This is a genomic window from Priestia sp. J2 (assembly GCF_020790095.1).
Taxonomy (GTDB): Bacteria; Bacillota; Bacilli; order Bacillales; family Bacillaceae_H; genus Priestia; species Priestia zanthoxyli.
In genome coordinates this window covers 3,795,553-3,813,557 of record NZ_CP086208.1, presented here as the reverse complement: position 1 = coordinate 3,813,557, position 18,005 = coordinate 3,795,553, and the positions used below count along the sequence as shown (strand labels likewise).

At 37.8% G+C, this 18,005-nt stretch carries 22 protein-coding genes; 13 read left to right on the top strand and 9 right to left on the bottom strand.

Annotation, left to right across the window (positions count from 1 at the left end; genetic code table 11):
• Nucleotides 1-16: 16 nt before the first annotated feature.
• The 4 genes from LJY09_RS19790 (at nucleotide 17) to LJY09_RS19775 (ending at nucleotide 3,417) form a co-directional block, all read left to right on the top strand.
• Nucleotides 17-1,222, top strand: coding sequence for a TolB family protein (locus tag LJY09_RS19790; RefSeq protein WP_034328202.1), 1,206 nt, complete (start codon nucleotides 17-19; stop codon nucleotides 1,220-1,222).
• Between the two features lie 35 nt (nucleotides 1,223-1,257).
• Nucleotides 1,258-1,767, top strand: a complete 510-nt coding sequence (locus tag LJY09_RS19785; protein WP_033579864.1) for a GNAT family N-acetyltransferase — start codon at nucleotides 1,258-1,260, stop codon at nucleotides 1,765-1,767.
• A 119-nt stretch (nucleotides 1,768-1,886) separates the two neighbouring features.
• On the top strand, nucleotides 1,887-2,729 hold the full coding sequence (locus LJY09_RS19780; RefSeq protein WP_028415101.1) for an ATP-binding cassette domain-containing protein: 843 nt from the start codon (nucleotides 1,887-1,889) through the stop codon (nucleotides 2,727-2,729).
• Nucleotide 2,730: 1 nt separating this feature from the next.
• Complete coding sequence (locus LJY09_RS19775) at nucleotides 2,731-3,417, top strand: hypothetical protein (RefSeq protein ID WP_028415100.1); 687 nt, start codon at nucleotides 2,731-2,733, stop codon at nucleotides 3,415-3,417.
• A gap of 27 nt (nucleotides 3,418-3,444) precedes the next feature.
• Here the strand turns inward: LJY09_RS19775 and LJY09_RS19770 are convergent, their stop codons facing one another.
• The 3 genes from LJY09_RS19770 to LJY09_RS19760 all read right to left on the bottom strand — a co-directional run bounded on the left by LJY09_RS19770 (nucleotide 3,445) and on the right by LJY09_RS19760 (nucleotide 5,821).
• Nucleotides 3,445-4,263, bottom strand: coding sequence for a glycerophosphodiester phosphodiesterase family protein (locus LJY09_RS19770; RefSeq protein WP_028415099.1), 819 nt, complete (start codon nucleotides 4,261-4,263; stop codon nucleotides 3,445-3,447).
• A gap of 128 nt (nucleotides 4,264-4,391) precedes the next feature.
• Nucleotides 4,392-5,015 carry a class F sortase gene (locus LJY09_RS19765; protein WP_028415098.1) on the bottom strand — a complete coding sequence of 208 codons (624 nt, stop codon included), beginning with the start codon at nucleotides 5,013-5,015 and terminating at the stop codon, nucleotides 4,392-4,394.
• Complete coding sequence (locus LJY09_RS19760; RefSeq protein ID WP_028415097.1) at nucleotides 5,012-5,821, bottom strand: DUF4397 domain-containing protein; 810 nt, start codon at nucleotides 5,819-5,821, stop codon at nucleotides 5,012-5,014. Before LJY09_RS19760 ends, LJY09_RS19765 begins: the two co-directional genes overlap by 4 nt.
• A gap of 260 nt (nucleotides 5,822-6,081) precedes the next feature.
• Between LJY09_RS19760 and LJY09_RS19755 the strand changes: the two genes are divergently transcribed.
• From LJY09_RS19755 to LJY09_RS19735, 5 genes are all read left to right on the top strand, one after another.
• Nucleotides 6,082-6,972, top strand: a complete 891-nt coding sequence (locus tag LJY09_RS19755; RefSeq protein WP_013058693.1) for a YitT family protein — start codon at nucleotides 6,082-6,084, stop codon at nucleotides 6,970-6,972.
• 214 nt (nucleotides 6,973-7,186) lie between these two features.
• Nucleotides 7,187-7,942: an alpha/beta family hydrolase gene (locus LJY09_RS19750; protein WP_098999616.1), complete on the top strand. Its 756-nt coding sequence runs from the start codon at nucleotides 7,187-7,189 to the stop codon at nucleotides 7,940-7,942.
• A 105-nt stretch (nucleotides 7,943-8,047) separates the two neighbouring features.
• Nucleotides 8,048-8,416 (top strand): GntR family transcriptional regulator, encoded by a 369-nt coding sequence (locus LJY09_RS19745; protein ID WP_028415095.1) that lies wholly within the window; start codon nucleotides 8,048-8,050, stop codon nucleotides 8,414-8,416.
• Nucleotides 8,413-9,282 carry an ABC transporter ATP-binding protein gene (locus LJY09_RS19740; protein WP_028415094.1) on the top strand — a complete coding sequence of 290 codons (870 nt, stop codon included), beginning with the start codon at nucleotides 8,413-8,415 and terminating at the stop codon, nucleotides 9,280-9,282. Before LJY09_RS19745 ends, LJY09_RS19740 begins: the two co-directional genes overlap by 4 nt.
• Nucleotides 9,282-9,977: a hypothetical protein gene (locus LJY09_RS19735; protein ID WP_033579869.1), complete on the top strand. Its 696-nt coding sequence runs from the start codon at nucleotides 9,282-9,284 to the stop codon at nucleotides 9,975-9,977. Before LJY09_RS19740 ends, LJY09_RS19735 begins: the two co-directional genes overlap by 1 nt.
• Nucleotides 9,978-10,015: 38 nt before the next feature.
• Here the strand turns inward: LJY09_RS19735 and LJY09_RS19730 are convergent, their stop codons facing one another.
• Nucleotides 10,016-10,618: a DUF3885 domain-containing protein gene (locus LJY09_RS19730; protein ID WP_013058688.1), complete on the bottom strand. Its 603-nt coding sequence runs from the start codon at nucleotides 10,616-10,618 to the stop codon at nucleotides 10,016-10,018.
• Between the two features lie 230 nt (nucleotides 10,619-10,848).
• Here LJY09_RS19730 and LJY09_RS19725 point away from each other — a divergent pair, with 230 nt between their 5' ends.
• On the top strand, nucleotides 10,849-11,217 hold the full coding sequence (locus LJY09_RS19725; RefSeq protein WP_028415092.1) for a hypothetical protein: 369 nt from the start codon (nucleotides 10,849-10,851) through the stop codon (nucleotides 11,215-11,217).
• A gap of 5 nt (nucleotides 11,218-11,222) precedes the next feature.
• On the opposite strand, the gene LJY09_RS19720 is transcribed toward LJY09_RS19725, so the two are convergent.
• The 3 genes from LJY09_RS19720 to LJY09_RS19710 are packed head-to-tail and all read right to left on the bottom strand — an operon-like array spanning nucleotide 11,223 to nucleotide 14,896.
• Nucleotides 11,223-12,350, bottom strand: a complete 1,128-nt coding sequence (locus LJY09_RS19720; RefSeq protein ID WP_098113575.1) for a Ger(x)C family spore germination protein — start codon at nucleotides 12,348-12,350, stop codon at nucleotides 11,223-11,225.
• The gene (locus LJY09_RS19715; protein WP_098113576.1) at nucleotides 12,347-13,444 is read right to left on the bottom strand and encodes a GerAB/ArcD/ProY family transporter; all 1,098 of its coding nucleotides are present in this window, start codon (nucleotides 13,442-13,444) and stop codon (nucleotides 12,347-12,349) included. Before LJY09_RS19715 ends, LJY09_RS19720 begins: the two co-directional genes overlap by 4 nt.
• Before the next feature lie 15 nt (nucleotides 13,445-13,459).
• Nucleotides 13,460-14,896: a spore germination protein gene (locus LJY09_RS19710; RefSeq protein WP_228307409.1), complete on the bottom strand. Its 1,437-nt coding sequence runs from the start codon at nucleotides 14,894-14,896 to the stop codon at nucleotides 13,460-13,462.
• A 118-nt stretch (nucleotides 14,897-15,014) separates the two neighbouring features.
• Between LJY09_RS19710 and LJY09_RS19705 the strand changes: the two genes are divergently transcribed.
• The 3 genes from LJY09_RS19705 to LJY09_RS27740 all read left to right on the top strand — a co-directional run bounded on the left by LJY09_RS19705 (nucleotide 15,015) and on the right by LJY09_RS27740 (nucleotide 16,360).
• Nucleotides 15,015-15,419 carry a secondary thiamine-phosphate synthase enzyme YjbQ gene (locus LJY09_RS19705; protein WP_028415088.1) on the top strand — a complete coding sequence of 135 codons (405 nt, stop codon included), beginning with the start codon at nucleotides 15,015-15,017 and terminating at the stop codon, nucleotides 15,417-15,419.
• A gap of 103 nt (nucleotides 15,420-15,522) precedes the next feature.
• Nucleotides 15,523-15,648 (top strand): hypothetical protein, encoded by a 126-nt coding sequence (locus LJY09_RS27745; RefSeq protein ID WP_016765283.1) that lies wholly within the window; start codon nucleotides 15,523-15,525, stop codon nucleotides 15,646-15,648.
• A 586-nt stretch (nucleotides 15,649-16,234) separates the two neighbouring features.
• Nucleotides 16,235-16,360 (top strand): hypothetical protein, encoded by a 126-nt coding sequence (locus LJY09_RS27740; protein WP_013058681.1) that lies wholly within the window; start codon nucleotides 16,235-16,237, stop codon nucleotides 16,358-16,360.
• 150 nt (nucleotides 16,361-16,510) lie between these two features.
• Here LJY09_RS27740 and LJY09_RS19700 read toward each other — a convergent pair whose 3' ends face one another.
• Nucleotides 16,511-17,053: a 5' nucleotidase, NT5C type gene (locus LJY09_RS19700; RefSeq protein WP_028415087.1), complete on the bottom strand. Its 543-nt coding sequence runs from the start codon at nucleotides 17,051-17,053 to the stop codon at nucleotides 16,511-16,513.
• A 134-nt stretch (nucleotides 17,054-17,187) separates the two neighbouring features.
• On the bottom strand, nucleotides 17,188-17,865 hold the full coding sequence (locus LJY09_RS19695; protein WP_013058679.1) for a C40 family peptidase: 678 nt from the start codon (nucleotides 17,863-17,865) through the stop codon (nucleotides 17,188-17,190).
• Nucleotides 17,866-18,005: the final 140 nt, after the last annotated feature.

Genomic DNA, 18,005 nt, shown 5'->3' with positions numbered 1-18,005 from the left:
AAAGACAGGAGTGAACATGGTGAAAAAAATAGCGTTATGTCTGCTTTTTCTTATGTTGTTCCCTATGCAAATAAATGCTGCCAATACAGTGAAGGTCAGTTTTATACGGCAAGGAAACCTATGGGTATATGATAACGGTACCGAAAGGCAGTTATCCTATGCCCGTCATGCCTCTATGCCTCAATGGTCATCACATGGAGATATAGTTGCGTATGCAGAAAATGATTCTTTAATGATTGCACCGTTAAAAGGAAAACCGCTGCTTGTTGAACATGATGTGACTCATTATCAATGGTCACCGGTTGCCGAGGAGCTTGCGTATATTTCGAATGGAATCTTAGTATATTACAACGTTAAAACGCATGAAAAGAAGCGTGTAGCCATAGGAGTTGATCAGTTTTCATGGTTTCCGGAAGGAGATCGATTTTTAATTACGTCAGCTGCTGCGCTGGCGCCCACGGGATGGGGACCGGTAAAGCTATATACAGTGAGCAAATATGCAGGGTTAGATGTGAAAAAAGTAGAGGCTTTTACGACGCTGCCAGCAGAAAATGATTCATTTTTTGCGTATACAACAAGCAGCTTTAAATGGTCTCCTAACGGTCAATGGATTAGTTTTATCGCTATTCCAACGGCTTCGATGTCTGCAGATGCAAATAAGCTGTGCATCATTACAAAAGAAGGAAAAGCTTTTCAAGTGGTGGGAGATATGCTTAATGTACCCAATTGGTTTAAGTGGAGTAATGAAGAGCAAGTACTGGCATTTATTAATGGAGAAGGAAGATTTGCCACCGAAAATAAAAAGTTCACTTTAAAAGAGATGCCCGTTTTTAAAGAACATGTGTTTACGCCAAAAGGCTTCGCAGATTGGGATTTCACTTGGACAGAAAAAGATAACATCATCATTTCACGTGTGCCCGAAGCAGGGTGGTCGAATGATGAAAAAAAGAGGCCGCTGCCTTTTTTATATAGCATGAATGTAAAGACCAATAAGCAAAGTCAGTTCACATTTCCGCAAAAAGGCTTAGGCGATTACGCGCCTGTTTATCATAAAGCAACGAATCAAACGATGTGGATTCGTACAAATCGAAAACAAGCAAATCTTTTAACGCGCGTAAAAGATACGAAAAATGACAAGGTACTCATTTCAGATTTAGACCTGCCGGGAAATTATTATGAGCTTTATCGGTGGAATGAAGTATTTAGCGTGTACAGTCCTTAATAGCTAATTAAAACATAAGAAACTAAGGTGAAAAGATGAATATACGATTGTTGGCAAAAGAAGACGCTGACGTGTACTTTGAACTCCGTCTTCGTGCTTTAAAAGATCATCCCGAAAGTTTTATTTTAAGTTATGAAGAAGAATATGAAAAAGAAATTGCTGATATCAGAAATTATTTTCCAAGCAGCCAATCAGAATTTGTAGTAGGAGCTTTTATGGAAAGCCAGCTTGTAGGGATTGTAGGGTTTCAGCAGCAAAAGCCTTTAAAAGTTCAGCATAAAGGAGATATTTGGGGCATGTACGTAGCCCCTGAAGCAAGGGGGAAAGGTCTTGGGAAGAAGCTGTTAAAAGCCGCTGTTGAACAAGCTTTTTCCAAAACGAATGTTTTGCAAATCTACCTAGCTGTCGCTGCTAAAAATGAAGGGGCAAAAGCCCTATACAAAAGCCTCGGTTTTACTTCTTATGCGTATGAAAAAAGAGCTCTTCAAGTAGATGGTGAATTTATTGATGAAGAGCATATGGTATTGTCTATAAAAAGCCTTTGATCATATCAAAGGCTTTTTTGTACGGGAAAAATTTAGCTGAAACGTATAGAGATGGAAGCACATTCCCCATAAATATGCTATGATTTAACATATAGGATTATGGAGAGGCGAGGCAGCGGATGGAAAAACTGATTGAATTAAAAAATGTTGCAAAAGTATACAAAAAACATACCGTATTAGAAAACATTCATACGACCCTTTATAAAGGAGAGACTGTTGCGATTGTTGGAAAAAACGGGGCGGGAAAAAGTACGTTTTTAAAGCTAATTGGCGGATTATCTAAACCGACTAAAGGAACAATTCACCTTGATAAAGAAACCGGTACGCCTGGATTTGTGGTAGAGCAATTTCCTCAGGAGCTGCGTTTTACCCTAGTAGGTTATTTGCAGCACATGGGACGAATTCAAGGATTGTCTAAGAAAAAGCGCAGCTCTAGAATTGAAGAGCTGCTCGAAACTTTCGAAATGGTAGAGTTTAGACATGAAGAAATCGTTTCTTTTTCAAAAGGAATGAAGCAAAAAGTCAACATGATGCAAGCACTGCTGAGTTCTTCTAAGCTGCTATTGCTTGATGAACCTCTATCAGGATTAGATGCGCGTGCTCAGCTAGAAGTAGAACGAATTTTTACAAAGCTAAAAGAACGAGGGATGACCATTGTATTTACGTGTCATGAAGAAAGGCTCATACATGCTGTAGCAGATCGTGTTATCACCATTGGGTCACAGCGCATTTTAAAAAATGAGCGCGTTCAACTCATTGAGCATTTAACGGTTATTGAGGCAAATGTGATTCTTAATAAGCCACTTCGTTTATTAAAAGAAAAGTGCACGAAAATTGAACAGCACGGAAACTACTGGATTTTTTATATAGATAAAAAATATGTAAACGAGTTTCTTGCAGAATTACTTGCTGTTCAAGGTGAAGTTGTAAAGCTATATCATATGGAAAGGGAAGAAATTTAAGATGGGTGCATTGATTCGCTATCATTTTATTACATATATTAAATCGTATCGATATATTCCGCCGCTTGCACTTTATATTATTTCGCTGTGTATGAACTATACATATAGACCGAACCCGGTGCTTGATAGCTTTTTTAATACGGCGCTTTTCCTCTTTTTTCTAACCACTTGGTTTACAATGTCGCTGTTTCACGCGGAAGATTCCAGTCAAGAAGTTATTACAAAACTTCACGTAGGGAAAAAGAATAAGTACTTTACGAGCAAACTTATTAGCTGTGTTCTGCTGTTTACATTTTTATCAGCGGTTTCAATTGCCTATCCCGTGCTGCTTGATATGTTTGAAGTGGATATATCCACTAAGCAAATGGTGTTTGGGTTTATTATTCACTGGACGTTTAGTTTGCTTGGTATGAGCATAGGTCTTGTTTTTACAAGAGATGTTGTAAGAGAAGGCAGCTTATCGTGGTTTGGACCTCTATTTATTTTAATCATTACGCTTGCAGCGGCAGGTGTTTCATTTCCGTATCAAGGAGGCGGACTGCTGCTGTATGTATTGCCACCCGTATCTGCAATCATTCAATTTATTAACGAAGGATTAAACAAATTTTTGGTGTTTGGCTGGGCTTTGCTTTATGCCATAGCATTAATTAGCCTGTACTTGTGGAGAGCTAATAGAAGAGATGTATAAAGAATAAACACTTGCCGCGGCAAGTGTTTATTTATTATGAAGCACGTTATAAAGACGATCCGGGTAATTAGTAAACATGCCGGTTACGCCCCACTCAATAAGCATTCTCATTTGCTTTTCATCATTTACTGTATAAGGATGAACGTCTAAATCATATGAGCGAGCTTTTTGTACATATGACTTTGTCAGCGTGTTTGCATTAGGACCGATGCCGTTTGCGTACTTTTTGATTTGTCTGAACTGCTGATCTGTTAACATATTGGTTTGCTTAGAACGAATCAGTTGAATTAGTTTCATAGTAGGTCGGTATCGATGGATGGTTTTTAAGCTTTCAGGACTAAATGATTGTACAATGACGTGATCGGTATGAATGTTGTACTTAGCCATCAACGTCAACAACTCCTTTTCCATACCTGGATATTCATGAGGAGATTTTGTTTCAATATAATAGTTTGTTCGATTGCCAAACGTACGGAATATTTCTTCTAAAGTTGGAATGACGGCTTTTTTAGGGCCTTTTCCTGCGTTCAAACGCTGAAGCTGCTTCACTGTATACTGTTTTACATAGCCTGTTCCATTTGTCGTGCGGTCAACTTTGTAGTCATGAATGGCTACAAGCTGCTGATCTTTAGACATGTGAAGATCAAGTTCAATGTAATCCGCTTTTTGCTGGACGGCCGTGAGATAAGATTGCATCGTATGCTCTGGCTCATATCCTGATGCGCCTCGATGAGCAATAATGGCTACTTTTTCTGCTTGAGTAGAAGCTGCCTGCGTATGTATAAACATAAAAATACCGCATAAACAAAAAGTGAGTGAGCTTACAAACCACCATTTTAGTCTCATATCAAAACTCCTTTTTATTGAGGGGTCGTGCATTAGTTTACCAGCGAGATGTTGTGTTCATATTAAGGCTGTGTAAATATTTAAATAAAACGAACCAGTGTGTAATTAAAAGTAATAAAGGCCGATGTTTAGTGAGAAACATCGGCTGTTTTTTCCGGGCGGAGGCTTGTATAAATAACGAGTCTGCGCTCATGAGTTTTCTGTTTATGATCAAATGTTCCCGTACAGGTGATTAAATTAAGCTGGTGTTGAAAAGTTGGACCGAAAATCTCTCTGATAGGAGCAGACTCTCGGGGGTAAGAAGCTTTATTGGTAACAACAAAGGCCAGCTGCTGACCTTGCTGATCGGTTACAAAAATTTCATCTCCTTTTGTGAGCTTGTCGAGATGATAGAAGATAGCGGGTCCTTTTTGGTCATCAACATGTCCTGCAATGACCGCATTTCCTTCCTCTCCGGGTCTTGCTCCAAGCTTAAACCATGCTACATCATGACCATTATCAGGAACGCTCATTTCACCTTGATTAGTAAGGCCCATTCCTTTTATAAAAGCCTTGATATGAAGCTTCGGAATAATAAGCTGAGATGGAAGAGGTGTAGAAGCGGTCCCTGAAGATTTCAAGGATTGAGCCGATTTTGTTTCAGCCATCTTCACAACAAAATCCGTCGAGCTGTTTGCAAATGCTGATTGGGCAAACCAGCTGCTCATGAATAGTATAAAAGAAAAGGTGAAAACCCCTCCTATCCATTTCATTCGCTTTCGTATCCTCTGTGACGACGAACAACAAATATAGCGACCGCTCCAATTCCCAATAAAGTAAGAACCGGCACAATTGAATTATAATTATCCTCTGAAGCACCGCCCATACCGGTTTTTGGCATTTCGGAAGGCATAGCGGTATTATCTTTTAATAACAGCGTTTCAAGGCTGTCGGCTTTGTTAATAGCGAGCACCGTGTAGACCGTGTTGGCTTCTAAATTAAGGTTTGGAATTTCCAGTATTTTTTTATTGTCTTGACTAGTTGCGATGGTTAAATCATAAGTTCCGGCATCTACTTCAGAATAATTTGTCATTTGTTTAAAAGCAGTGTCTTTAAACAAAGCAGGGCCGTGATTAATACCTACATTAACAGCGGGAGCATCTGGAGAAAAGTGAGCAATTCGGATTTTACTCTTTCCTTTAGCTACGTTCATATCATCTTGAGCTACTTTTAATTCTAAGTGTGCAACTTGGTTAATAGCAGCAAGGGTGTAGGCTTTGTTTGCTTCGACGGTTACATTAGTGGAAATGACAGGTTTTTCTTTTCCTTTTGTACCTATAGCATATACCTCTACTTTATGAGACCCCGCAGGTACCTTAAGGTAATCTGTCACATCTTTAAACGATGCGCCGACTACGATGCTTTGATTGTCCACATATATATCTACTTCAGGTGCATCAGGTGATGCATGCACAACTCGTATCATTGCCTCCTGCACAGCTGCAGAAGTGAAATTATCTGAAAAAGCTAGCAATAAAACTGCGAGTAAAGAAGCAGCAATAATCTTTACACGGTTCATAACGTTTTACTCTCCTTTTAATCTAAGTTTGTCCTGTTAATCCCGTATGAAAAGTGGTCGGGGTGCATTCACTTTTGAACGTACTCGGGCATTTATTCACTTGTTATCATCTACAATTTTATCCAATATATGCATAATTTATTTCGTTAGATGAAATTTTTGTAAAAGAGCAGATAAATAGTTTGAATTTTGTGATAATATTAAAATAGAGCGTTTAGTTAGTAATTGATGTCTCTATCACAAAAAGGAGGGGAAGTTATGTGCTGCAAACGAATCATGAAATAAAAAAGGTTGTTCATCGTTCGCTATCAGCTAAAATGATTGTAAAGCGTATGCTATTTATTTTAGTGGGGGCTCTTTTAATGGCCGTCGGGCTAGAATTTTTTCTTGTCCCTAATGAGGTTATTGACGGTGGAATTGTAGGTATATCTATTATTTTATCCCACTTAACGGATGTTCAAATCGGCTTTTATATCTTCGTATTAAATCTTCCATTCTTTTTTATTGGATACAAGCAAATTGGAAAAACATTTGCGCTATCTACGCTATTAGGTGTTATCATTCTATCCATTGCTACCTCTATTTTTCACGACTTGCCGGTCTTAACAGGCGACCCTCTTTTAGCAACTGTGTTTGGCGGAATTGTTCTCGGTGTGGGAGTAGGAATTGTTATTCGATACGGAGGTTCTTTAGACGGAACCGAGATATTAGCTATTTTATTTAATAAGCGTACGCCGTTCTCCGTAGGTGAGACGATTATGTTTTTTAATTTATTTATTTTGGGAAGTGCCGGTTTTGTATTTGGCTGGGATCGCGCTATGTATTCTTTAATGGCTTACTTCATTGCTTTTAAAACGATTGACATTGTGATTCAAGGTTTAGATGAGTCCAAGTCAGCTTGGATTATTAGCGAACAATATGAACAAATTGGTGAAGCAATCCTTGCTCGTTTAGGGAGAGGCGTCACGTATTTAAACGGGGAAGGTGCGTATACGGGAGATGATAAAAAAGTGATTTTTTGTGTTATTACCAGGCTTGAAGAAGCAAAGTTAAAAGCGATTATCGATGAGATAGATCCATCTGCTTTTTTTGCTGTAGCAGCTATTGCTGAAGTCAGGGGAGGAAGGTTTAAGAAACGAGATATTCATTAATGAAGGTTGTCTGCTAATGAGACTGCCCCTTATTATAGCTTACAGCCGAATTTTTAGCTTTCTCTGCTTGATTGTTTGTAATGGTTTACGTTACTTTTGCTGCTTCATGCATATTGAGCCCCTCTTTTTTCTTGTATGTCTTTGAAACAAACATGTAAAATGTCTAAAAGATATAAAAAGAGTACATAGTAAAAAAACAGAAAGAGGGAGTGACATGAAAAAAACGTTAAAAATACTAGGAGTCAGTCTTGCCGTTCTTGTTGCAGTAACCGCGGCTTTTTTTGTTATATGGTCGGGTTTTGATTATGAACCTTCAAAACAGCTTCACTCACTGGTAGATGAGAAAAAAATAGTGAAAAAAGACGATTATTACGTATTTAAGCCTCAAACGAACAAAGAGATAAAGGCCGGCTATATTATTTATCAAGGTGCTAAAGTAGAGCCGTTAGCATATGGCTATTATGCTCAGCAAATTGCAAATGAAGGATATCTTGTTGCTGTTGTAGATTCTCCGTTTAATATGAGCTTCTTTAGTCAAAATAAAGCGACGGATATTGTGAAGAGCTACCCGAAGATTGCCGCATGGTTTATCGGAGGGCATTCCCTTGGAGGAGTGAGTGCAGCGTCTTATGCGTATGATCATCAAAACTCAATAAAAGGCTTAGTTCTTTTAGCATCGTATCCGATGAATAAAAATGATTTTTCAACCTCCACTTACCCTATTTTGTCTTTAACCGGTGAGAAAGATGGTTTGTCGACGCCTGAAAAAATTAAAGAAACCAAGCATTTACTTTCAAAAAATACGGAGCTGGTCCAAGTAAAAGGAGCTAATCACGCACAGTTTGGAATGTACGGGAAACAAAAAGGCGACAACAAAGCCAGTATTTCTCCTAAAGAGCAGCAGGATGAGCTAGTAAAAAGAACGGTAAAGTGGTTCAACAGTCAAATGAAAAAGTCCGTCAGTAACTAACTGACGGACTTTTTTTCTTTTTTTGGAAATAACACTTGAAAAAATAACCAGTTAGTTATATAGTTAGTTACATGAGTAATGAACCACTTAAGTGAGGTAGTCAAAATGAAACAATCATTAGATCATCAGCGACCAATTTTTCAACAAATCAAAGAAACCATCGAAGAGAATATTTTAAATGATGCTTTTCCAGAAGAAGAAAGAGTACCGTCTACGAATGAATTTGCCAAAATGTATCGCATTAACCCTGCAACGGCAGCTAAAGGAATTAATCAGCTAGTTGACCACGGAATATTGTATAAAAAGAGAGGGATCGGGATGTTTGTATGTGCGGGTGCCAAAGAAGTGTTGCTTACACAAAGAAAAGAAGAATTTTATAACCGTTTTATCGTTCCGCTGAAAAAAGAAGCACAGCATTTAGGAATTACGGTAACCGAGTTAAAAGAGCTGTTAGACAAGGGGGAAATAGAATGAATATAGAAGCGCAGCTGTTAAATAAATGCTACGGATCTAAGCAAGTGTTAAAGGATATTTCACTTACGCTAGCACAAAATAAAATATACGGACTGCTAGGTAGAAACGGAGCAGGTAAAACGACTCTGATGCAAATTGTAGCCGGACATATTCCAGTTACAACAGGAGAGGTAAAAGTGGGAAATCAATCTCCGTTTGAAAACCGCTCTGTTCTACAAAACATCTGCTTAATTAACGAAAGCGGAAATTTCAAAAAAACATTAAAAGTCAAAGACGTGCTAAAAATTGCCTCCTTTTTTTATCCTTATTGGAGCCAGGAAGCTGCTGAGAGGCTTATGGAAGAGTTCGATTTAGATTGTAATAGGAAAGTGAAGGCATTGTCTAAAGGTATGGAATCAGCGTTAGGAATTATTGTTGGGTTATCTTCTCGCACAAGCATCACAATTTTTGATGAACCTTATATTGGACTTGATGCTGCGATGCGAGCGCGCTTTTATGAGCTTTTATTGGATGAATATGAAGAATATCCACGCACGTTCATTATTTCAACGCACTTAATTGATGAAGTAAGTAATTTGTTTGAAGAAGTACTTATTATGCAAAAAGGAAAGCTGATTCTTCAGGATACAGCAGAAAATTTGCAGCAGCGCTGTGTAAGTGTGAAAGGACCTAAAAGTCAAATTGAAGAGTATGAAAAAGGAAAGCAAGTCATCCATGAACAAGTATTCGGGGGAGAGAAAAAAATAGTGCTGTTTAATGAAGATATTTATGCTGAAGAACTTGTCGACAGTTCGTTTCATGTAGAAGCCGTTCACATACAGGATATTATGATTTATCTTACAGCCAATCGTGGAGGTGTAGCGTAATGAAAGGACAGTTTGCAGCCATTAGTTATTCGCTCTACGTTGAACTAAAGTATTTAATGATTCGCTTTTGGACGATTCTGCTAGCTTTTGTTGCAGTAGATATTTTAGTGTTCAGTCAGGTGAATGAGCATCTTCTGTTAGTAACAAGTATGCCGCAGTATATCTTTTCAGGTATTGTAAGTTTTATTATCATTCGAAAAAGTTTTTCCTTTTGCTTAAAGTTAGGAGCTACTCGTAAAGCATATCTTTCAACGATGACCTGTGTTTTTGCTCTATTTGCAATTGTAATGTCTTTTATCAATGTTGTCATCATGAGCATTTCAATGAAGGTGATTAATAGTTTGAATTTAATGAATGTTCAGCTTTATTATGCAAGTGATTTTATCTTCCATGATCCTACTCTCGCTGTTCACTTTTTAACGGACGCTGTCTTTATCTTTTTTATTACAGCAGCCGCGTGTTTGCTTGGCAGCATTGTTTACAAATTCGGGCAAACAGGAGGGATGATCAGCGGTGCTGTTCTGGTGTTACTGTTCACAATTCCAGTAACAAAAGAACCGATTATTCATTTTATAAAAAGCTTTTCGAGCGGGTCGTTATTGCTTACATTCGGAACAATGGTTATCGTAAGCTTCCTACTCTTTCTTATCAACTGGCTGTTTTTAAAAAAAGCGTCTCCTGTCCATCAAGCCTAATAAAAAAGCAATCATTCCTTTACTGAATGATTGCTTTTTTACTGTACTTTTTTTGAACAAGCTGCATCAATATCTAGAATCCAGTCGTGAAACTTTTGCTGAAGCAGTTGAAGAGAAGACTGATTGTTTGATACGATGTCCAGGCCGCGCTCGTCGTATAGGTGGAAGATGGTTTCTTTATTCAAATTCACAATGTAACACTCTTCTTCAATAGCCGGATGAATATGAAGATCACGGTTGGCAATTGATTGCAAAAGAAGCTTTTCTTTCACATCATTTGTTTTACAGGCAATAATATACTCAGCGTTATTTAATAATGCTACGGATTGAACTTCTTGTTTCTTCAGGCGAGAGCGGATGAATTTTTTAATAGCTGTTTCTTTTTTCTTTTTTAAAAGTAAATCATCCTGTGCAGCATTCGCTTTGAAAACAAGCAGCAGCTCATCATTTTTTTCATGGAGTGTTTCAAAAATTTCGTAAGCGCGTGCGTACACATTTTTCATGTATTCTCGTTCCCATACGCCTTTTTGATTGGTAAGCGTAAAGCGAATACCCGCAGGCGCGTTATAAAAAAGAGGTCTTTTCATTTGAACATTTGGAAACATTGTTGTTAAGTATGATTGAAGCCGCATTGTGGTCATACGCAACACCTCATTTAGTTTAGTCCTGACTTAATATGTTGAATTTAGTCTATCACGTGATTAGCTAAATTTGTAAAGAAGTAATGTTATTTAATCAAAAGGTAACCAAACTGTTATATTTTGTTGATTTTGCATTATTTCTTTACACAACCTTTGCGGATGAACAGGTTTTTTCATACGCCTGTCGTATTACTTAACGTAGTAACGACGTGAAGAAAGGGTGATAGACGGTGAAAAAACAGCTTGTTCTTATTTCAATTGTTACAGCTGCTTTCTTTGTGCTTATTTTTCACAAAACGATCTTTCAAGAAGGTAATCCTCTTCCCATTGCATGGAGTATTGTAAAATTAAAGTCTTCAGGTGAAGATGTTGTTCAAATATCTGATAAGCCTAAGAGGTACCTCATTCATTCAAATGACTATTTAACGTTTATTAAACAAATGAAAAAGAAAAAAGTGAATTTTCAATATCAGGACGATAAAAAGTTTTATTTTAATAACGATGATGAACGCCAGCTGTTCATCAGCAAAAACTATACCGATAAGTTCACGATTATGGAACTAAAGAAAAAAGAGCTGACTGAAGCTGGCGTTGAGTAATAAGACTAATCTCTGCCCTGTGTACCAAAATCTTTAATTTGAACATCGACATGATAGTCGATGGTCGACTGGCTAAATATTTCATCCCATTCATGCTGATGTTTTTTCCAAAAATGAGGATGATGAATTCGTACGTAATTATGCAGGTCAAGCACATCAGCTTTGTAATTATTTTGTAATAAGCGAAGTGTTTTTTCTGCGTCTTTTCGAATAATTTTTTCTATTTTTTTCTCGGTGTTCTTTACATTAGAGGCGGCAAGAGCCTGTTTTGAAGTCTCCCAATCTTCTGATAGCCTGCCGCTTGTTTGAACGTTGATGTCAAAATGAAGGGAGTGATTTGAATCAATGCGGGCCTTCACATCTTGCTGAACATCTCCAATTTCATAGGAAAAGGGGTATGGACCGTGTTTGCCGTAAATAATTCCGCCTTTAATATTCCCCGTTAACCACGTTAAAGCCTCCACTTGGTGCTGAGTTAAGGTGAATTTTGCTTTTTTATCTTTTATGATTGCCGCGCCGTCTATTTCAACGCTGTTTTTTATTTTAGAAAGCCGCTGTATTAAAAAGCTTTGATCTGTTTTTAACTTAGCCGATAGCTCTCCCATGGTTAAGGGATTTAGAATTTTATTCGTTTTGAATTTATTGTAAACAAGCTCGTAAATTAAGTTGACTGGAGGCACAGACATTCCTTGAATCGTTAAAACGTTTTTAGCGTCTCCTTTTGTAACAAACGCAAGGCTGCTGCGCCGTATTTCATTATCACGTACAAACTGATTGATAAGCGCATCAAGAGGGATTGTCTTGCTCGCTTTTTCTCCTATTAAAAGTGCTCGCTGATGCTGGCTGTATATAGGGTCAGATTTCAGCGAAATATTTCGTGTGATTTCATGAATGGTAGGGCCGGCTGTTGTAATGTTTTTGTATGGAATGGAAGAAGACATATTTCCGGATTCCGTTTCGGTTAACGTTTGATGAGTCAGCACAAGCTGATTTTTTCCTGTTTTTGGTTCGATTTTTGGTGTAATATCCATTGCCACTCCTATAACAAGAGCAAGTTGTTCAATATTCCGATGGCTCATACAGCCGCATAATAAAAAAACGGTCATCATGACAGGAAGACATTTTTTCGTCATTTGAACACAACCTTTTTTATTTTCATTAACGTGCTGAAAAAAAGAGGGATAACTAAAAATGTCACTAAAAATGCCCAGCCTAATACCGTTGAAAAATGGGACACGTCGCTTGCTGTTTTGGGGGCTAACGAGCTCATAAATAAAATGGGCACAAGAAAGATAATATTGGTAGTTGACCGGTTTTTGAAAATCTTTTTAAATCCTGAAACAGCCAAAAAGAAATACATTACAAAAGTTAAAAAAAACTGAAGAAGCCAGACAATAAGTAAAAATAATTCAAGCCTCTCAAAGAAAATTCCTTTTACTTCATGCGTCTGAACAAATTCAATCGTGGGCCAAACGGTTGTTTTTACCTCCGGAACGGATAAAGCGCCTACAACTAATACGTAAGTGATAATATACAAAAGTAAAGGAATAGAAAATCCGATGATCGAAACTTTTCGTAAGTGATTTTTATTTTTCATATGCTTCGGAAGAAAGACAATGGTTTCAATCCCTAAAAAAGAAACAGAGACGGTTGTAAAGGCAGCAAGAAGCGGGCTGAATCCGTCAGCTAATACAGGCTGCAAGTTTTTTAAATCCACCATACCGATGCTAAGAGCGTATAAGGTAAGAAGAATGATGACCGTTACAGGAAAACATAGTGCCATTACTTTTCCAATAGAATCAATACCTCCCGTGATTAAATAAACGCCTGTCAAAATAAACGAAAGAATAATTAATTCAATGGGCATCGTTTCCAGTAAATAAAAATGAATCATTTCTGCCATAGCTCTTACTTCAAAGCTTGCTACAGATGTAAAATAAACGACCATAGCAAAGTTGAAGATATTTCCAATTATCTTGCCGGTTACTTCCTGTGTAAAATCAAACATACAGCTAATTGTAAAATACTTAACCATCCAGACTAAAAAAAGAACAATTCCAATAAACAAAAGACCGTCCATAATCAGTACAATCCATCCGTCTGCATTATTTGTCTGGTTTGTAATACTGCTTGGCAGTGTTAATAAACCGACGCCAAGCATAGTTGAAGAAATAATTGAAATGGCGTAAAAATCTGAAAGAAGCTTGCTTGATTGTGATTGTTGCATATGGTCCTCCTTTTGTTAGTTTTGTTTTGATTTATTTTTAGACTGTTTTAGGCTTTTGTTTGGAAGACGAACATAAGAGTCTTTCCACGCTTTTTTATTTAACGCAAAAAACGGTTTAAAGTAGGCTATACCAAAACTTTCGAGCTTAGTTAGATGAATGACAAGAACAAGGAAAAACATGGTAACTCCGTATAATCCAAAGATTGCTGCAATCATCATAGATACGAAACGCAAAATTCGAAACGAAAGGCCAATTCCATACTGAGGAACGGTAAAGGACGCAATTGCCGATACGGATACAACAATAATCATAACGGAGCTAACGATATGGGCTTCCACCGCTGCTTGACCAATCACAACCCCTCCTACAAGTCCAACTGTTTGTCCGACAGGAGTAGGGAGACGCAGCCCGGCTTCGCGCAATAATTCAAGCGTCACTTCCATGACCACTGCTTCGATAAAAGGAGAAAAAGGAACGTTTTCTCGTGTAGCCGCAATAGTGATAGCTAGCTCCGTCGGAAGCAGACCTTGGTTAAACGAAACGAGTGAAATATAAATAGCTGAAAAGAATAGGGTAATAAAAATAGACAAGTACCTTAGTAATCTCAGCAACGAACCCGCTATCCATCTTTCGTAATAATCATCGGGTGATTTCATAATCATATCGAAAGTTGTAGGTACTAAAAGAGCAAAAGGAGAGCCATCTACTAAAATGGCTACTCGCCCTTCATTCACCGCAGCGAGAACGCGATCCGGTCTTTCTGTGTTTTGCACTTGAGGGAACGGTGAGTAGGGTGCTTCTTCTAAAAATTCTTCAATCATTCCTGAGTCTTGAATGTTATCTAAAGGAATATCTAATAATTTCTCTCGGACTTGATTCACGATGTGAGTTTGACAGTGTTTATTATGAAAAACGATACTTGTTCGATGTTCCTTTGTATTTCCAATGTAAATGTCTTCAATAACCATTTCTTCTTCGGTAGAACGCTGCCTTAAAAGACCAAGGTTTTCATCTAAGTTTTCGATAAGCGCAATTTTAGGGCCACGCACTACTTTTTCTGTTGTAGGTTCACTTAAAGAGCGCTGTTTGGTCATAGACATATTCAGCGAATATGCCGTGGTGCTTTTGCTAATGAACAGCAAGGGCTGACCTTTAAAAAAACACGAGATCGCTTGCTTGTATGTATAAACTTCTTTGTCTTTAATGACAGAAATAAACGAATCGATGTCATCGAGTGTTTGCGTTTCACTTTTTGCTTTGGTCTCAACAATATGCTGAGTGAGATTATCAAGTTTTTCTCCGTCGACTAATCCTTGGAGATAAATAATGCATATATATTTTGTGGGGGACAGCCATAATTTTTTGGAACCAACATCTGTATTTTGACCCACCAAATCTAGAAACGTTTGAACGGTGTAGTCTGCATTGGGCTGAAATTTTGAATCAAGCATAAATAAACTCACCGCCTGTTGTATTAATGAGCTTAGTGTTTACGATGTAAAAACGAGTTATGCGAAAAATGTGGAAGAATAGAAAAGATATGTTATGGTAAAGAAAAGAGGTGATGGTATGCTACATTCATTTACGTTAAAAACGAATAAGCGTGACGAAATGATCGACGTTACGAGTCATGTACAAGCAGTAATAAGAACAGAAGGATTAAAAGAAGGGGCTGTAGTTGTTTACTGTCCTCATACAACCGCTGGTATAACAATTAATGAAAATGCGGATCCCGATGTAAAAACGGATATGATCCGACGCTTCGATGAAGTATATCCTTGGGAACATAAGTTAGATCTTCATATGGAAGGAAATACGGCGGCACATCTCAAAGCGAGCACGGTCGGCCCCTCTCAGCATATAATCATTCACGATGGGCAGCTGCTGCTAGGAACGTGGCAAGGAATTTATTTTTGTGAGTTTGATGGACCGAGGAACCGTACGTATTATGTGAAAATTTTATCCCTGCAATAACTTTTTTTCATACGTCATTGTCCAACTTTCTTTTTAAAGTTGTTATAAAACAAAGTTTAGTTAATATAAATGTTATATAACAGTTAAAGGGAGAGATTGAATAATGGAAAAGATCGGTGCAGAACAAGAAACAGTAAAAAAAGAAAACGAAAAAACAAACTTTACATGGGTGGAAGAATACCCAACTATTTTAGACATTGTTAATGAGTATTACAGTACGTGTCGATAATGTGAAGAATCTGGGGCAAAATTATTTTAGTTGAAGGAAGATCCGAACGCGTTTGATTCTTGCTGGAGAATCCAACGCATTCGGATTTTTTCATTGATATAGTGAACGTAGATTTTATGTATGTAGACGAGGAGGCTCATCAGCCGCCTGGGGAAAGCGAAGTCTTACAAGGAAATCAACAGCAACGTAACAAGCAGTTGAGATTATTTATCTCGTTTGTTCGTCTTTGGATTGGAATAATTTAGTTAGGTCTTAATATCTTTTTTATAAAAAAGATATTATAGTAGCAATTTTTCTAAAAGGTTTAATATAATAAATATTAGGGTACTGAATTGTATGAAGTAAAGATAAAACGCATCGTTTCATACTATTTCCTTTTTTACCGCTAGTATAGCCTTGAAGAAAAAGTTTCATTTGATATACTAACTATACGCTTAGTCTTTAAGAGAAAGATGAAGATTCATTGTCATTGTTACACGCAGTGAATGAGCTGCCTTTGCTTGGCGAAAACGTCGTACAAACAAAGACAGATAGCGAATTGTTTTGGGTGCGTTCATTTAGTTCAAAACAGGGAGGCGATTAGTCTATGTTACTTGTACGTATGGCCATGATTGGTTTCTTTTCATTAACAGCCATATCATTGTTTTCTTTTCAGTCCGTTGAAATTATCCATGCCATTATGGACTTTTTTTCATCAGCTGATAAGTACTAAAAAACGATATCTTTTTTAAATAAAAAGCGGATAACCCTTAGGGGGCTATCCGTCAAAAACCGCCCAAAAGGCGGTTTTTTTATGCTTATAGCTGTGCTCACAAACGCACTGCATTCATTCTCTGATGACAAAGTCTACGTGTTTTTTTGATTAACATTCGTTGAAATAAGTATTTACGTACTGTTCAAACTGAAGCCAATCGTCCACGCGAGGGACATTTACTTCTTCGTTGTATGGGTAGCTCATGGCAACAGCATGGCGACCTGTAGCTTGAAAAGCCTTCAAATTATGCGGTGCATCATCAAATAGCAAGTCTCCGTATATTTTATCTTTTTGGTGTGTAAACACGATATTGTACTTTCCGATAAACGGAAGGTGTTTTTCAACCCACTGCTCTTTTTCTGTATAAGCATAGGTACGGCTGCTTGTGACAATTAAAATGGAAAACCTTTCATAAAGTCGTTTAAGAACCTCAACAGCATGAGGCAGAGGTTGTAAATGTAAAAAAAGCCCCGGCTGATCGAGGTAGTCATAAATCTTTGTGCCGCATTCCGGCTTTACATACTTTTCTGATTCCCAGCATTTTAACTTTTCAACCGATAAGCTGTCGCAATAATCTTTGTTATATTGGTTATGCCAATCCGTCATAAGATCACAAATGACAGAATCCATGTCAATTAAAAGGGTGTGCATTTATTCAACTTCCTTTACAGTATTCATCTACACGCTTGGTTTTGTAATGCGCTGCTTCTACTATACCAAATCTTTTACATGCAGAAAAAGAGCAAGCCGCATCAAAATCGCACAGCTTGCCCTTTTTATCGAAACTACATTCTTTTAGCACCTAAATAGCGTTTGCTCCAATAGCTCTCTTTTAGAGAAGAGATGCTCACACCTTTAGATGAAGAACAGTGAAGAAACTGGTTGTTTCCTAAATAAATTCCTGCATGGGAAGGCCCTTTTGTATAGGTTTGGAAGAACACAATATCTCCAGCTTTTGGACTTGAGACGCGCGTTCCTTTTTGGTAAATTTGAGCTACTGTCCGAGGAAGCTGAACCCCGCCGCCATGTTTGAACGCATAGCCAATAAAACCGCTGCAGTCAAAGCCGCTTGGCGTTGTTCCGCCCCAGCGATAGCGAACGCCCATGTACTGTTTTCCTTTGTTAATCACTGCGTTAGGGTTATAGCGCGCTGAGCTAGAAGACGATTTGCCCTTTGCTGAAACGCCTAGTTTAGCGTACGTTCCTTTTCCGACAATACCATCTGCTGCTAGTCCATTTTTGCGCTGAAATGATTTTACAGCAGAAGTTGTAACAGTCCCAAAGTATGTAGTCGTATTCCCTTTAAAATAACCTTTATTTTTCAACGTTTGTTGTAGTTGTTTAACATCTTGGTGATTCATGCCTTGGCGAAGCGTTTGGTCGCCTAGAGCCGCTTGGCTGACAATCGGGCTAGTAGAAACAATAACGCCAGCAAGCGTAAGAGCTGCTATTACTTTTTTCATAAAACTAGTACCCCCTGAAAATTTTTCCTGATTTGAGTAAATTCATCATATCATCTTTCGACAGTGTTCTACGTTACAATTTCATTACATATATGAAAAAAATGAAATATAAAGGTGAATATAGTCTTATAAAAGCTGTA

Bases quoted from the DNA above. Each gene is read 5' to 3' on its own strand.
- LJY09_RS19790 (WP_034328202.1), top strand. From the start codon at position 17: ATGGTGAAAAAAATAGCGTTATGTCTGCTTTTTCTTATGTTGTTCCCT.
- LJY09_RS19785 (WP_033579864.1), top strand. From the start codon at position 1,258: ATGAATATACGATTGTTGGCAAAAGAAGACGCTGACGTGTACTTTGAA.
- LJY09_RS19780 (WP_028415101.1), top strand. From the start codon at position 1,887: ATGGAAAAACTGATTGAATTAAAAAATGTTGCAAAAGTATACAAAAAA.
- LJY09_RS19775 (WP_028415100.1), top strand. From the start codon at position 2,731: ATGGGTGCATTGATTCGCTATCATTTTATTACATATATTAAATCGTAT.
- LJY09_RS19770 (WP_028415099.1), bottom strand. From the start codon at position 4,263: ATGAGACTAAAATGGTGGTTTGTAAGCTCACTCACTTTTTGTTTATGC.
- LJY09_RS19765 (WP_028415098.1), bottom strand. From the start codon at position 5,015: ATGAAATGGATAGGAGGGGTTTTCACCTTTTCTTTTATACTATTCATG.
- LJY09_RS19760 (WP_028415097.1), bottom strand. From the start codon at position 5,821: ATGAACCGTGTAAAGATTATTGCTGCTTCTTTACTCGCAGTTTTATTG.
- LJY09_RS19750 (WP_098999616.1), top strand. From the start codon at position 7,187: ATGAAAAAAACGTTAAAAATACTAGGAGTCAGTCTTGCCGTTCTTGTT.
- LJY09_RS19745 (WP_028415095.1), top strand. From the start codon at position 8,048: ATGAAACAATCATTAGATCATCAGCGACCAATTTTTCAACAAATCAAA.
- LJY09_RS19740 (WP_028415094.1), top strand. From the start codon at position 8,413: ATGAATATAGAAGCGCAGCTGTTAAATAAATGCTACGGATCTAAGCAA.
- LJY09_RS19735 (WP_033579869.1), top strand. From the start codon at position 9,282: ATGAAAGGACAGTTTGCAGCCATTAGTTATTCGCTCTACGTTGAACTA.
- LJY09_RS19730 (WP_013058688.1), bottom strand. From the start codon at position 10,618: ATGACCACAATGCGGCTTCAATCATACTTAACAACAATGTTTCCAAAT.
- LJY09_RS19720 (WP_098113575.1), bottom strand. From the start codon at position 12,350: ATGACGAAAAAATGTCTTCCTGTCATGATGACCGTTTTTTTATTATGC.
- LJY09_RS19715 (WP_098113576.1), bottom strand. From the start codon at position 13,444: ATGCAACAATCACAATCAAGCAAGCTTCTTTCAGATTTTTACGCCATT.
- LJY09_RS19710 (WP_228307409.1), bottom strand. From the start codon at position 14,896: ATGCTTGATTCAAAATTTCAGCCCAATGCAGACTACACCGTTCAAACG.
- LJY09_RS19705 (WP_028415088.1), top strand. From the start codon at position 15,015: ATGCTACATTCATTTACGTTAAAAACGAATAAGCGTGACGAAATGATC.
- LJY09_RS27745 (WP_016765283.1), top strand. From the start codon at position 15,523: ATGGAAAAGATCGGTGCAGAACAAGAAACAGTAAAAAAAGAAAACGAA.
- LJY09_RS27740 (WP_013058681.1), top strand. From the start codon at position 16,235: ATGTTACTTGTACGTATGGCCATGATTGGTTTCTTTTCATTAACAGCC.
- LJY09_RS19700 (WP_028415087.1), bottom strand. From the start codon at position 17,053: ATGCACACCCTTTTAATTGACATGGATTCTGTCATTTGTGATCTTATG.
- LJY09_RS19695 (WP_013058679.1), bottom strand. From the start codon at position 17,865: ATGAAAAAAGTAATAGCAGCTCTTACGCTTGCTGGCGTTATTGTTTCT.